Source organism: Salmonella sp. SAL4457 (genome assembly GCF_046548235.1).
Taxonomy (GTDB): domain Bacteria; phylum Pseudomonadota; class Gammaproteobacteria; order Enterobacterales; family Enterobacteriaceae; genus Salmonella; species Salmonella enterica.
In genome coordinates this window covers 25,208-39,121 of sequence record NZ_JBGDZO010000002.1, presented here as the reverse complement: position 1 = coordinate 39,121, position 13,914 = coordinate 25,208, and the positions used below count along the sequence as shown (strand labels likewise).

The 13,914-nt window shown below is 53.4% G+C and carries 16 protein-coding genes; 12 read left to right on the top strand and 4 right to left on the bottom strand.

What is annotated here, in order from left to right; genetic code table 11:
* Positions 1 to 6: 6 nt before the first annotated feature.
* Positions 7 to 819: a phospholipid ABC transporter ATP-binding protein MlaF gene (gene mlaF / locus ACLJNW_RS07680; RefSeq protein ID WP_000531566.1), complete on the bottom strand. Its 813-nt coding sequence runs from the start codon at positions 817 to 819 to the stop codon at positions 7 to 9.
* A gap of 212 nt (positions 820 to 1,031) precedes the next feature.
* Between mlaF and ACLJNW_RS07675 the strand changes: the two genes are divergently transcribed.
* The 12 genes from ACLJNW_RS07675 (at position 1,032) to yrbL (ending at position 9,873) form a co-directional block, all read left to right on the top strand.
* Positions 1,032 to 2,009 (top strand): calcium/sodium antiporter, encoded by a 978-nt coding sequence (locus ACLJNW_RS07675; protein WP_000922742.1) that lies wholly within the window; start codon positions 1,032 to 1,034, stop codon positions 2,007 to 2,009.
* A 13-nt stretch (positions 2,010 to 2,022) separates the two neighbouring features.
* Complete coding sequence (kdsD, locus tag ACLJNW_RS07670) at positions 2,023 to 3,009, top strand: arabinose-5-phosphate isomerase KdsD (protein ID WP_000018617.1); 987 nt, start codon at positions 2,023 to 2,025, stop codon at positions 3,007 to 3,009.
* A gap of 20 nt (positions 3,010 to 3,029) precedes the next feature.
* Positions 3,030 to 3,596, top strand: coding sequence for a 3-deoxy-manno-octulosonate-8-phosphatase KdsC (gene kdsC, locus ACLJNW_RS07665; protein WP_000030029.1), 567 nt, complete (start codon positions 3,030 to 3,032; stop codon positions 3,594 to 3,596).
* Positions 3,593 to 4,168, top strand: a complete 576-nt coding sequence (lptC, locus tag ACLJNW_RS07660; protein WP_000047845.1) for an LPS export ABC transporter periplasmic protein LptC — start codon at positions 3,593 to 3,595, stop codon at positions 4,166 to 4,168. Before kdsC ends, lptC begins: the two co-directional genes overlap by 4 nt.
* Complete coding sequence (gene lptA / locus ACLJNW_RS07655; protein ID WP_000669770.1) at positions 4,137 to 4,691, top strand: lipopolysaccharide ABC transporter substrate-binding protein LptA; 555 nt, start codon at positions 4,137 to 4,139, stop codon at positions 4,689 to 4,691. Before lptC ends, lptA begins: the two co-directional genes overlap by 32 nt.
* Before the next feature lie 6 nt (positions 4,692 to 4,697).
* Positions 4,698 to 5,423: an LPS export ABC transporter ATP-binding protein gene (gene lptB / locus ACLJNW_RS07650; RefSeq protein WP_000224104.1), complete on the top strand. Its 726-nt coding sequence runs from the start codon at positions 4,698 to 4,700 to the stop codon at positions 5,421 to 5,423.
* 47 nt (positions 5,424 to 5,470) lie between these two features.
* Complete coding sequence (gene rpoN / locus ACLJNW_RS07645; RefSeq protein WP_024154683.1) at positions 5,471 to 6,904, top strand: RNA polymerase factor sigma-54; 1,434 nt, start codon at positions 5,471 to 5,473, stop codon at positions 6,902 to 6,904.
* A 22-nt stretch (positions 6,905 to 6,926) separates the two neighbouring features.
* Entirely contained in the window at positions 6,927 to 7,214 is a 288-nt protein-coding gene (gene hpf / locus ACLJNW_RS07640) for a ribosome hibernation promoting factor (RefSeq protein WP_001176589.1), read from the top strand.
* Positions 7,215 to 7,331: 117 nt separating this feature from the next.
* A complete protein-coding gene (gene ptsN / locus ACLJNW_RS07635; RefSeq protein ID WP_000609332.1) occupies positions 7,332 to 7,823 on the top strand; it encodes a PTS IIA-like nitrogen regulatory protein PtsN in 492 nt (163 codons plus the stop codon).
* Between the two features lie 45 nt (positions 7,824 to 7,868).
* The gene (rapZ, locus tag ACLJNW_RS07630; protein ID WP_000243749.1) at positions 7,869 to 8,723 is read left to right on the top strand and encodes an RNase adapter RapZ; all 855 of its coding nucleotides are present in this window, start codon (positions 7,869 to 7,871) and stop codon (positions 8,721 to 8,723) included.
* On the top strand, positions 8,720 to 8,992 hold the full coding sequence (gene npr, locus ACLJNW_RS07625) for a PTS phosphocarrier protein NPr (RefSeq protein ID WP_000216797.1): 273 nt from the start codon (positions 8,720 to 8,722) through the stop codon (positions 8,990 to 8,992). The genes rapZ and npr overlap by 4 nt, the downstream gene beginning before the upstream one ends.
* 248 nt (positions 8,993 to 9,240) lie before the next feature.
* Complete coding sequence (yrbL, locus tag ACLJNW_RS07620; protein WP_000602196.1) at positions 9,241 to 9,873, top strand: PhoP regulatory network protein YrbL; 633 nt, start codon at positions 9,241 to 9,243, stop codon at positions 9,871 to 9,873.
* Between the two features lie 74 nt (positions 9,874 to 9,947).
* Here yrbL and mtgA read toward each other — a convergent pair whose 3' ends face one another.
* From mtgA to arcB, 3 genes are all read right to left on the bottom strand, one after another.
* On the bottom strand, positions 9,948 to 10,676 hold the full coding sequence (gene mtgA / locus ACLJNW_RS07615; RefSeq protein WP_000044653.1) for a monofunctional biosynthetic peptidoglycan transglycosylase: 729 nt from the start codon (positions 10,674 to 10,676) through the stop codon (positions 9,948 to 9,950).
* Complete coding sequence (gene elbB, locus ACLJNW_RS07610; protein WP_001626852.1) at positions 10,673 to 11,326, bottom strand: isoprenoid biosynthesis glyoxalase ElbB; 654 nt, start codon at positions 11,324 to 11,326, stop codon at positions 10,673 to 10,675. Before elbB ends, mtgA begins: the two co-directional genes overlap by 4 nt.
* Before the next feature lie 226 nt (positions 11,327 to 11,552).
* The gene (gene arcB, locus ACLJNW_RS07605; RefSeq protein WP_000809813.1) at positions 11,553 to 13,889 is read right to left on the bottom strand and encodes an aerobic respiration two-component sensor histidine kinase ArcB; all 2,337 of its coding nucleotides are present in this window, start codon (positions 13,887 to 13,889) and stop codon (positions 11,553 to 11,555) included.
* Positions 13,890 to 13,914 lie beyond the last annotated feature (25 nt).

Sequence of the window (13,914 nt, the reverse complement as noted above, 5' to 3'; positions counted from 1 at the left end):
AGTGGCTTAACTCCCTGTTTCGAGTAAATCAAGGTGATAGTCGCCCGCCGGATAGCGGAACGGAACCGGCCCGTCGGCAATACCGTCAAGGAACTGACGTACGCGCGGGTCCGTATTCTCCTGCAACGCCTGAGCGCTACCGTGAGCGACGATTTTTTTGTCCGCCATGATCCAGGCGTGATCCGCAATACTGAGCACCTCTGGCACATCATGCGAGACCACCACGCAGGTCACGCCCAGCGCGCTGTTCAATTCTGAAATCAGCTTCACCAGAACGCCCATGGTAATCGGGTCCTGGCCGACAAACGGCTCATCGAACATGATGAGATCCGGTTCCAGAGCGATGGCGCGCGCCAACGCGGCGCGGCGCGCCATTCCACCGGAGAGCTCGGAAGGCATCAGTTTTGCCGCGCCGCGCAGCCCGACAGCTTCCAGTTTCATCATCACGACGCTTTTTAGCAGCGGCGCGGGTAAATTGGTGTGCTCCCGTAGCGGATAGGCCACATTGTCAAACACGTTCATGTCGGTAAACAGCGCTCCCGACTGAAACAGCATACTCATACGTTTGCGGACGGTGTAGAGCCGCGAACGGGACATGGCCGGCACATTCTCGCCATCAAATAAGATCTCGCCCTTATCCGGCGGGATCTGTCCGCCAATCAGGCGCAACAGCGTGGTTTTACCGATGCCCGACGGCCCCATGATCGCCGTGATCTTCCCGCGCGGCACCGTCAGGGAAATATTATCGAAAATGCAGCGTTCGCCACGGGAAAAGCTGACGTCGCGCATATCGACTAAATTGGCCGCAGACTGACCCATTGATTCATCCTTCGTATTGCCTTGTTGAGGTAACCATGGCGCTGAATTTAACCATGGGTTCGACATAATTACAGAATATTAACTGACAGGGTTAGCGAAAGCTGGCATTCGTTTTACTTTTTAGCCGCATAAAGTCAAAATTAGGACTTCGTTACGGCTTCCAGATATCCCTTCCAGGGGACCGGCGAGTATACCTGAAGAAAGGACTTTAGATGCTTTTAGCGATGGCGCTACTCATAATTGGTTTGCTTCTGGTGGCCTACGGCGCCGATCGTCTGGTGTTTGCGGCCTCTATTTTATGCCGTACATTCGGTATTCCCCCGCTGATCATCGGGATGACGGTCGTGAGTATCGGCACCTCGCTGCCGGAAATTATTGTGTCGGTCGCCGCATCGCTACACGGTCAGCTCGATTTGGCCGTCGGCGCGGCGCTCGGTTCTAACATCACCAATATTTTGCTGATCTTAGGGCTGGCGGCGCTAGTTCGTCCATTTACCGTGCATTCCGATGTTCTACGTCGCGAATTGCCATTAATGTTATTTGTTAGCGTGGTAGCCGGTTCCGTACTGCATGACGGACAGTTAAGTCGCAGTGATGGTATCTTTCTCCTGCTTCTGGCTGTGCTATGGCTGTTATTCATTGTTAAAATCGCGCGTCTGGCCGAACGCCAGGGGAATGACAGCCTCACCCGCGAACAACTGGCGGAGCTGCCGCGCGAAGGCGGGCTCCCCGTCGCGTTCTTATGGCTGGGCATTGCGCTGGTCATCATGCCGATGGCGACGCGCATGGTAATCGATAACGCTACGGTGCTGGCGAACTATTTCGCCATGAGTGAATTAACGCTCGGTCTGACAGTCATCGCCGTCGGCACCAGTCTGCCAGAGCTGGCGACGGCGATTGCCGGCGTGCGAAAAGGCGAAAATGATATTGCCGTTGGTAATCTCATTGGCGCCAATATTTTTAATCTCGCTATCGTGCTGGGACTGCCTGCGCTGATCGCGCCGGGGGAGATCAATCCGCTGGCGTTTGGGCGAGATTATAGCGTGATGTTGCTGGTTAGCGTGGTTTTCGCTTTACTTTGCTGGCGGCATCCGCGCCAGATTGGTCGGGGCGCAGGTATACTGCTGACCGGCGGGTTTATCGTATGGCTGGCGATGCTCTATTGGCTATCGCCACTTCTTGTTGGATAACTGGAAACGGATTATGTCGCATTTAGCGTTGCAACCGGGGTTTGACTTTCAGCAGGCAGGCAAAGAGGTCCTGGAAATTGAACGTGAAGGCCTGGCGGAGCTTGATCAATATATCAACCAGCATTTCACGCTGGCCTGTGAAAAAATGTTCAACTGCACCGGAAAAGTGGTGGTCATGGGGATGGGAAAATCCGGTCATATCGGACGGAAAATGGCCGCCACGTTCGCCAGTACCGGCACCTCTTCCTTTTTTGTACATCCGGGCGAAGCCGCGCACGGCGATTTGGGGATGGTTACGCCGCAGGATGTGGTTATCGCTATCTCCAACTCCGGCGAATCCAGCGAGATCGCGGCGCTAATACCGGTGCTTAAACGGCTGCACGTACCGTTAATTTGCATTACCGGGCGACCGGAAAGCAGCATGGCGCGTGCGGCAGATGTGCATCTGTGTGTTAAAGTGCCCAAAGAAGCGTGTCCGTTAGGACTGGCGCCTACCAGTAGTACCACCGCAACGCTGGTGATGGGCGACGCGCTCGCCGTGGCGTTGTTAAAAGCGCGCGGCTTTACCGCCGAGGATTTCGCTCTGTCGCATCCTGGCGGCGCGCTGGGACGTAAGCTACTGCTGCGCGTAAGCGATATTATGCATACTGGCGATGAGATCCCGCATGTTAATAAACATGCCACCCTGCGTGATGCGCTGTTAGAAATTACGCGTAAAAATCTCGGTATGACCGTCATTTGCGATGAATCCATGAAGATCGACGGTATCTTCACCGACGGCGATTTACGTCGCGTGTTCGATATGGGCGGCGATATGCGCCAGTTGGGGATCGCCGAGGTGATGACGCCAGGGGGCATTCGCGTGCGTCCCGGTATTCTCGCTGTCGATGCGCTGAATTTAATGCAGTCCCGCCATATCACCTCCGTACTGGTTGCTGATGGCGACCAGTTACTCGGTGTGTTACATATGCATGATCTCCTGCGTGCAGGCGTCGTGTAGAAACTCAAGGATAATTAACGATGAGTAAAGCAGGTGCGTCGCTTGCGACCTGTTATGGCCCCGTCAGCACCCATGTCATGACCAAAGCGGAGAATATCCGCCTGCTCATCCTGGACGTGGATGGCGTATTGTCTGACGGCCTGATTTATATGGGCAATAACGGCGAAGAGCTGAAGGCTTTCAACGTTCGTGACGGCTATGGTATTCGCTGTGCTTTGACCTCCAATATCGAGGTTGCCATTATTACCGGACGAAAGGCTAAACTTGTAGAAGATCGCTGCGCCACGCTGGGGATTGTCCATCTTTATCAGGGACAGTCGAATAAGCTGATCGCCTTTAGCGATCTGCTGGAAAAACTGGCCATTGCGCCGGAAAACGTTGCCTATGTCGGCGATGATCTGATTGACTGGCCAGTGATGGAAAAAGTGGGGTTAAGCGTTGCCGTTGCGGATGCGCATCCGCTGCTGATCCCCCGCGCTGACTATGTGACGCACATTGCCGGCGGGCGCGGCGCGGTACGTGAGGTGTGCGATTTGCTGCTGCTGGCGCAGGGCAAGCTGGATGAGGCCAAAGGGCAATCGATATGAGTAAAACCAGACGTTGGGTTATCATTCTACTGTCGCTGGCCATTCTGGTACTGATTGGTATCAATCTGGCGGATAAAGACGATCCTGCTGCCGTGATGGTCAACAGCAACGATCCCACGTATAAAAGCGAGCATACGGATACCGTCGTGTACAGTCCGGAAGGCGCGTTGAGCTATCGTCTGATCGCGCAGCACGTTGAATATTTTTCCGATCAGGCGGTCTCATGGTTTACGCAACCAGTATTAACCACCTTTGATAAGGATAAAGTGCCGACATGGTCGATCAAGGCCGATAAAGCCAAATTGACTAACGATCGGATGCTCTATCTGTATGGCCATGTTGAAGTCAACGCCCTGGTGCCTGACGCTCAATTACGCAGAATTACCACCGATAACGCGCAGATTAATCTGGTGACGCAGGATGTTACCTCGAACGATCTGGTGACGTTATACGGCACAACATTTAACTCCAGCGGACTGAAAATGCGCGGTAACTTACGCAGCAAGAACGCCGAGCTGATTGAAAAGGTTAGAACCTCTTATGAAATTCAAAACAAACAAACTCAGCCTTAATCTTATGCTTGCCGGCTCGCTGCTGGCCGCCAGCATTCCGGCCTTCGCCGTCACGGGCGATACCGAACAGCCTATTCATATTGACTCGGATCAACAGTCGCTGGATATGCAAGGCAACGTCGTGACCTTTACGGGCAACGTGGTGATGACCCAGGGCACGATTAAGATCAACGCCGATAAAGTCGTGGTTACCCGCCCTGGCGGCGAACAGGGGAAAGAGGTGATCGACGGTTACGGCAATCCGGCCACCTTCTACCAGATGCAGGACAACGGTAAGCCGGTGAAAGGCCACGCTTCCCATATGCACTACGAGCTGGCGAAAGATTTTGTGGTGCTGACCGGCAACGCTTATCTGGAGCAGCTTGACAGCAACATTACCGGCGACAAAATCACCTACCTGGTGAAAGAGCAGAAAATGCAGGCCTTCAGCGAGAAAGGCAAACGCGTCACCACCGTTCTGGTGCCATCGCAGTTGCAAGACAAAAACAAAGGCCAGACTCCGGCGCAAAAGAAGAGTAACTAATTCGTTATGGCAACATTAACTGCAAAGAATCTGGCGAAGGCCTATAAAGGCCGTCGCGTAGTGGAAGATGTCAGTCTGACCGTTAACTCCGGGGAGATTGTCGGGCTGCTCGGTCCAAACGGCGCGGGTAAAACCACCACCTTTTATATGGTCGTCGGTATCGTGCCGCGTGACGCGGGCAATATCATCATCGATGATGAAGATATCAGTCTGCTGCCGCTGCACGCGCGCGCGCGCCGCGGTATCGGCTATTTGCCGCAGGAAGCCTCTATTTTCCGCCGTCTCAGCGTATTTGATAACCTGATGGCGGTACTGCAAATTCGTGACGATTTGACCGCAGAACAGCGAGAAGACCGCGCCAACGAGCTGATGGAAGAGTTTCATATTGAGCATCTGCGCGACAGCATGGGACAGGCGTTGTCCGGTGGTGAACGCCGTCGTGTAGAAATTGCCCGCGCGTTGGCCGCTAATCCCAAATTTATCCTGCTGGATGAACCCTTTGCCGGCGTTGACCCGATTTCCGTTATCGACATCAAACGCATTATCGAGCATCTGCGCGATAGCGGGCTCGGCGTGCTGATCACCGACCATAACGTCCGTGAGACGCTGGCAGTCTGTGAACGTGCCTATATCGTGAGCCAGGGCCACCTTATTGCCCACGGTACGCCGACAGAAATCCTGCAAGACGAACACGTTAAGCGTGTATATCTTGGGGAAGACTTCAGACTCTGATAGGGTAGAGGGCTATGCTGCTCTAGCGGGAGAAAACGACTCTGAATATGAAGCAAGGTTTGCAACTCAGGCTTAGCCAACAACTGGCGATGACGCCTCAGCTACAACAGGCCATCCGTCTGTTGCAGTTGTCTACGCTGGAACTTCAGCAGGAACTCCAGCAAGCGCTGGAAAATAACCCGCTGCTTGAGCAAACCGATCTTCATGACGAAATCGACACTCAGCAACCTCAGGATAACGATCCTCTCGATACCGCCGACGCGCTCGAACAAAAAGAGATGCCGGAAGAGCTGCCGCTTGACGCCAGTTGGGATGAAATTTACACCGCCGGGACGCCGTCCGGCTCCAGCGGCGATTATATCGACGATGAGCTGCCCGTCTATCAGGGCGAAACGACGCAGTCGTTGCAGGATTATCTGATGTGGCAGGTTGAGCTAACGCCATTCTCGGACACCGATCGCGCTATTGCGACATCCATTGTCGATGCGGTAGATGATACCGGCTATCTCACCGTATCCCTGGACGAAATTCGCGAAAGCATGGGCGATGTAGAGGTGGATCTCGATGAGGTCGAAGCCGTTCTGAAGCGCATTCAGCGTTTTGATCCGGTGGGCGTCGCGGCAAAAGATCTTCGCGACTGTCTGCTGATCCAGCTTTCACAATTCGACAAATCCACGCCGTGGCTGGAAGAGGCGCGGCTTATTATCTGCGATCACCTTGATCTGCTGGCCAACCACGATTTCCGCACGTTGATGCGCGTTACCCGACTGAAAGAAGAGGTGCTGAAAGAGGCGGTAAACTTGATTCAGTCGCTCGATCCCAGACCCGGTCAATCGATCCAGACCGGCGAGCCGGAGTACGTTATCCCGGATGTGCTGGTACGCAAGCATAACGGTCGCTGGACGGTGGAGCTTAATAGCGACAGTATTCCCCGTTTACAGATTAACCAGCACTATGCCGCCATGTGCAATAGCGCGCGCAACGATGCCGACAGCCAGTTCATCCGCAGTAATTTACAGGATGCGAAATGGCTGATAAAAAGCCTTGAAAGCCGTAACGACACGCTGCTGCGCGTCAGTCGCTGCATCGTCGAGCAACAGCAAGCCTTTTTTGAACAGGGCGAAGAATATATGAAACCGATGGTACTGGCGGATATCGCCCAGGCCGTCGAGATGCACGAATCCACTATATCCCGCGTGACCACGCAGAAGTATTTGCACAGCCCGCGCGGTATTTTTGAACTCAAATATTTCTTTTCCAGCCACGTCAATACCGAAGGCGGAGGCGAAGCCTCTTCCACCGCGATTCGCGCGCTGGTGAAGAAGTTAATTGCGGCGGAAAACCCCGCGAAACCACTGAGCGACAGCAAGTTAACCTCTCTGCTGTCAGAACAAGGTATCATGGTGGCGCGCCGCACTGTTGCGAAGTACCGAGAGTCTTTATCCATTCCGCCGTCAAACCAACGCAAACAGCTGGTTTGACCCAACCGATAAGGAAGACACTATGCAGCTCAATATCACCGGACATAATGTCGAAATTACTGAAGCCCTGCGTGAATTTGTGACGACAAAATTCGCCAAACTTGAACAGTATTTTGAGCGGATTAATCAGGTATACGTGGTGTTGAAAGTGGAGAAGGTCACGCACATCTCGGATGCGACGCTACACGTTAATGGCGGCGAAATTCACGCCAGCGCGGAAGGCCAGGATATGTATGCCGCCATTGACGGCTTGATTGATAAACTGGCAAGGCAGTTAACCAGGCATAAAGATAAACTGAAACAACACTAATTGTCCGGGCAGTTAGCCAGTGCAGGACGGCCTGTTGTGTGACACAACGGGCCATTTGTACAGTTAGCGCTCCGAACCTGGCCATCAACCTGACAGGACAGGTTCTCAGGTGAAATTATGATAAATAACGATACGACTCTACAACTGAGCAGTGTACTTAACCAGGAGTGTACGCGTAGCGGCGTTCATTGTCAGAGTAAGAAACGCGCGCTGGAAATCATCAGCGAACTGGCGGCAAAACAGCTCAGTTTACCTCCTCAGGTCGTGTTTGAAGCCATTCTGACACGCGAAAAAATGGGCAGTACCGGTATTGGTAATGGTATCGCCATCCCGCACGGGAAACTGGAAGAAGATACCTTACGCGCCGTCGGTGTGTTCGTTCAGCTCGAAACGCCGATCGCGTTCGACGCCATCGATAACCAGCCGGTCGATCTCCTCTTCGCCCTGCTGGTGCCCGCCGATCAAACTAAAACGCATCTGCACACGCTGTCGCTGGTGGCGAAACGTCTGGCGGATAAAACGATCTGCCGCCGCCTGCGCGCGGCGCTGAATGATGAAGAGCTGTATCAAATCATTACTGACACCGAAGGTGAGCAGAATGAGGCATAACAACTCAATGGCATTTATTTCTGTCGTTGTGAGGAGAAACGGTACATGGTACTGATGATCGTCAGCGGGCGTTCCGGATCAGGTAAATCTGTCGCTCTGCGCGCGCTGGAAGATATGGGATTTTACTGCGTGGATAACCTCCCCGTCGTGCTGTTGCCCGATCTGGCGCGAACGCTGGCCGATCGCCAGATTTCCGCCGCCGTCAGCATTGATGTGCGCAATATGCCTGAATCACCTGAGATTTTTGAACAGGCGATGAATAATCTGCCTGGCGCTTTCTCGCCGCAATTGCTGTTTCTTGATGCCGACCGCAATACCTTGATTCGCCGCTACAGCGACACGCGCCGTTTGCATCCGCTTTCCAGCAAAAATCTTTCTTTAGAGAGTGCGATCGATAAAGAGAGTGACTTGCTGGAGCCGTTACGCTCACGTGCGGATCTGATCGTCGACACTTCAGAAATGTCCGTCCATGAGCTGGCGGAGATGCTGCGTACCCGGCTGTTGGGCAAACGCGAGCGTGAACTGACGATGGTATTTGAGTCCTTCGGCTTTAAACATGGTATCCCGATTGATGCGGACTATGTGTTCGATGTCCGCTTTCTGCCCAACCCGCACTGGGACCCAAAACTGCGCCCCATGACCGGGCTTGATAAGCCGGTAGCCGCGTTTCTTGACCGACACACAGAAGTTCACAATTTTATCTATCAGACTCGCAGCTATCTTGAGCTATGGTTACCGATGCTGGAGACCAACAACCGCAGCTACCTTACCGTCGCTATCGGTTGTACCGGCGGGAAACACCGTTCGGTGTATATTGCAGAACAGCTGGCAGACTACTTCCGCTCGCGCGGTAAAAATGTCCAGTCTCGCCATCGCACGCTGGAAAAACGCAAAACATGACCGTAAAGCAAACTGTTGAAGTCACCAATAAGCTGGGCATGCATGCCCGGCCTGCCATGAAGCTTTTCGAACTGATGCAGGGGTTTGACGCCGAGGTGCTATTACGCAATGACGAAGGCACTGAAGCGGAAGCGAACAGCGTCATCGCGCTGTTAATGCTCGACTCCGCCAAGGGGCGTCAGATCGAAATTGAAGCCACCGGCCCGCAAGAAGTTGAAGCGCTGGCGGCGGTTATCGCGCTGTTCAATTCCGGCTTTGACGAAGACTAAACCTCCCCCTCTATACCCTATTTCCCCCAACGCCGTCCCGGTATTTGATGACAGTCACCCCAAAACCGGGCGTGTTACGCCTGCCTGCCTCTTGTCCCGCAGCCCCGCCCTTTCGTAAGATTTGTACATTTCGTGCGCTTTACCTATGCATAAAAACATTAAGAAAACCTTAAAAAATTTCGTTTAGGTTTTGTTTAAGTTCTTTGTCCATACTAAATTTATGTGAATAAATTTTTCCAGGACTTGCCATGATCCTCTTATCGAAACAGACTCCGCTGGGCGCTGGTCGACATCGTAAATGCTATACGCATCCGGATAATGCCCGGCGTTGCATAAAAGTTATTTACAACCGTGACCACGGCGGTGATAAAGAGATTCGGCGTGAACTGAGCTACTATGCACATCTGTCCCGCTACCTGACGGACTGGAGCGCTATCCCCCGTTATTACGGCACGGTAGAAACCGATTGCGGCACCGGCTATGTCTACGACATGATTACCGATTTCAACGGCGCGCCCTCTATTACCCTGACCGAGTTCGCCGCGCAATGTCGTTATGAAGAGGATGTCGCTGTCCTGCGGCGGCTACTGAAAAAACTGAAACGTTACCTGCTGGATAACCATATTGTGACGATGTCGCTGAAGCCGCAAAATATCCTGTGCCAGCGTATCAGCGAGTCAGAAGTGGTTCCGGTGGTTTGCGACAATCTGGGGGAAAGTACCTTTATCCCGCTGGCGACCTGGTCAACATGGTGCTGTGAACGCAAACTGGAGAGAGTGTGGCAGCGGTTTATCGCCCAGCCTGCGCTGGCCGTTGCCCTGGAGAGGGACGCGCAGCCAAAAGACAAGAAACGGCTGGCGCTTACTTCTCACGAAGCTTAATGGCCTGTGCTTATCAGGCCTGGACGACACAGATCGCAGGCCGGATAAGGCGTTCGCGCCGCCAATCGGCAAAATTAATTAAGCTGGTTGCGCGTCATAAAAGATTCCCCGCCCAGTTGTCGCATCTGGCGCATAATCCACGCCTGCCGGCTACGCACATAGCCAGACGGCGCATTCGCCTTATAGCGTAACGGATTTGGCAATACCGCCGCCAGCAACGCGGCTTCAGACACACTCAAGCGACTGGCAGGTTTATGAAAATACCGTTGTGCCGCAGCCTCCACGCCGAAAATACCATCGCCAAACTCCGCGATATTCAGATAAACCGTGAGAATGCGCTTTTTGCTCCAGACAGTTTCAATGCCCAGCGTTAGCCCGGCCTCCAGACCTTTGCGCACCCAACTGCGTCCATCCCATAAAAAGAGATTTTTCGCCGTTTGCTGCGAAAGCGTAGAGGCGCCGCGAATACGGCTCTCATTCCGCTCATTATGCGCCAGCGCTTTTTCAATCGCCGGAACATCAAAGCCCCAGTGCTCAGGGAACTTCTGGTCTTCCGCCGCAATTACCGCCAGCCCCATCCACGGCGAGATATCCGCCATACTGACCCAGTCAGAATGCGCCACATAACCGAACTCTCCGCCGAGCCAGGCGCTAATCTGCCGTTCCGCCATCACCGCCGAAAAAGGCACCGGAACCACGCTAAACAGCGCAATGCCGCCGCCCCAAAAGACGGCGAGCGCAGCAAGGATACGTAAAAGTAGACGGCGCAAAAACGTTAACGGCGCGATGCGTCGTTTGCTCATTCCGCCAGAACCAGCACGCGCGACACTAATTTATCAATGCCGCTTGCCGCCTGAGCGATATCCTGCGCCAGCATATAGGCAGGGGTGGTCACGACCTTGTTATCCTCGTCCACAACGATATCATCAACCGGGCAAGGTACGTGTTCGGCGCCCATCTCTTCAAGTACTTCAGCGGTATCAATATCCGTCCCTATTGTCAGACGTAGCGGGAAGTCAAAGATTTTCGGCAACATTGCGGGCGCGATACAGATGAATCCCAGCGGCTTGCCGGTCTGGTGCATAGCCTTCGCCAGCGCGACGACATCGCTATCCACCCGGCATTCGCTCCCCTGGCTGGCGAAATTACTCAGGTTCTTCGCCGCGCCGAAACCGCCAGGCACAATGAGCGCATCCAGCTCCTCTGGCTGAGCCTGGGACAGGGGACGAATATCGCCCCGCGTAATACGCGCCGCCTCAATCAGGACGTTACGCGTTTCCGCCATCGTTTCGCCGGTCAGGTGATTAATCACATCCGCTTGTGGTTTATCCGGCGCAAAGCAGACAGCCTGCGCGCCGCTGCGGGCAATGGCCAACAGCGTCAGAACGGCCTCATGAATTTCGGCGCCGTCATAGACGCCGCATCCGCTGAGCACTACGCCAATTTTTTTCATGGTGAACATCCTCCTGCAACCGACTCAAGCCCATTAATAATTTTGATTAAAATGCTACGCTTCACACATTTAAATGATTCATGTAACAAATCATTTAGGATTTGCTATCTTAACTGCGTGCGGCCTGAAAACAGGACTGCGCCTTTGACATCATCATAATAAGCACGGCGCAGCCACGATTTCCCTGGTGTTGGCGCAGTATTCGCGCACCCCGGTCAAACCGGGGTCATTTTTTTTCCGCGTTTGCCACCCAGGCTTTCAGCACCGCGACATCGTGCTGCCACTCCTGCTTCATCTCTTCAATCCATTCCGCGACATTATCTTCCCAGGCGGGAAGATCCGGCGACTGGATTTGCTGACCAAGCTGTTGCAGATGACGCAGCCCTACCGAACCGGCGGCGCCTTTAATCTTATGCCCTTCCTCAACGACGCCTTTTTTGTCACGCGCCGTCAGATTGGACTCCAGCACGCTTAAATAGCCAGGCATCATTTTTTCAAACACCGCGAGGCCATCGGTGATCAATTTAGGCCCAACCAACTCGATGTATTGTTCCAGCATCGGGATATCCAGCAGCGCTTGCGCTTTATCGCTCTCTTCAGGCGTCACGGTACTCTCCTCTTTATCGGTGGCATCCCAGAATTTTTTAATCATCGCGGTTAAGGCCGGCACCGACAGCGGCTTACTCAGCACATCGTCCATACCAGCGTCCAGATACTCTTTTTTATCTTTCAGAACGTTAGCCGTAAGCGCTACCAGCGGCGGTAAATCTTCCCGCGTGTGGCGACGGGTCAGTTCTCTGGCAATATCCAGACCCGTCATATCCGGTAGCTGAATATCCAGTAAGACCAGGTCGTATTCTCCCGGCGCGAACATCTCCAGCGCCGCCTTGCCGGTCATCGCGACATCCACGCTGTTCCCCAGTTTTTCCAGTACCGAACGCGCCACGATCACGTTCAGTTCAATATCTTCGACCAGCAGAACATGCAGCGCGGGCAGCGGCATGTCGTCTTCATCAAAGGCGTCCTCCACCTCTTCCGCCACCGCTGGCGCATGAACCGTTAGCGTAAAGGTCGATCCTTTGCCCGGCAGACTGGAAACGGTAATATCGCCGCCCATATTTTTCGCCAGCCGACGGGAGACCGCCAGCCCGATACCGGTACCCGTTGCCGGTTTGCCGCCGTTACTGTCTTTCACCTGATAATACATGGCGAAAATTTTATCCTGCTCATCCTGCGGAATGCCGATCCCGGAATCTTCCACTTCAAAGTGCAGCATGTCGCCTTCATCATAGCGCGCCCGCACCGTCACCTGGCCCTGCTGAGTAAACTTCACCGCATTGCTGATCAAATTCCATAAAATCTGGCGCAGACGCGTTCCGTCGGTAATGACTTTGTGCGGCAACGGCAGCGTCGGCTCAAGCACAAAACGTAGCCCTTTTTGCTGCGCCTGCAAACCGGAAAGGTTTTCCAGATCGGCCATAAAGCTGGTGAAATCAATGGGTTGGTTATCAAGCTGAACCTTACGCCGCTCCATCTTATCCATATCAATGATATCATTGAAAATATTGCCTAACGTCACGGCGGAGACATGGATTGTCTTAAGGTATTTTTCCTGTTCGGCGGTGAGATCGGTATCCAGCAGGATGCGGCTTAAACCGACGATGCCGTTAAGCGGGGTGCGCAGCTCATGACTGATGGTAGAGATAAATGTGGTCTTGTCGCGGCTGGCGCGTTCCAGCGCATCCTGATAGCGCTTACGTTCGGTAATATCACGACCAAATCCCATCAGGCCATGACGTTTACCGACACGGTCGTAATAAGGAACTTTACGAATTTCAAAGCAGGCCTTTCGTCCGTCCGGGTAATCCAGCCACTGTTCGTAGGTCAGGGAGACGTTATGGCGGAATACTTTTTCATCGGTTTCAATGACTTTCTCCGCCGCTTCGGGAGAGTACACATCTTCCGGCTTCAAATGCACCAGCTGTTTTTCGCTCTTGCCGGTTAGCAATTCCATTGCGCGGTTACAGCCGGAAAACTCTTTATCCTCATTACGATAAAAAACCAAATCCGGCGAGGCGTCCAGAAAGGAGCGCAGAAAAGAGGATTGCTGTTCTAGCTGGATTTGCGCTTCTTCACGCTCTTTAATTTCTACTTTTAGCTGTTCAAATGTCTCTTGCAGCTCCGCTTCCGCTTTTTCGCGATCGGCAATTTCCTGATTAAGCTGGGCAATATTGTCCTTCAACTGTACGTTAAGCTTGAGATCGCGCTCGCGCATCTCCTCCAGCTTTTGCACCAGACGCGACAGTCGCTGCCTTGACTCTTCCAGTTGTTCAACAACAACGGATAAGAAATAGACCGCCCAGGGCGTAATTAACAGGCCAAAAAAGATGGAACGAATAACGTCGATACTTTCAACCTGACCATGCAGCACCATGGTCACCGCCATCTGCACGACAATCGCCAGCACCACCAATGCCAACGCCAGGAGCATGGAAAAGCGCACCAGACCCAATTTCATCATCAGGTCGACATAGTATTGCGCCAGCATACGAATTTGCTTCATAGAGGATTCCTTCACCACAACTTCG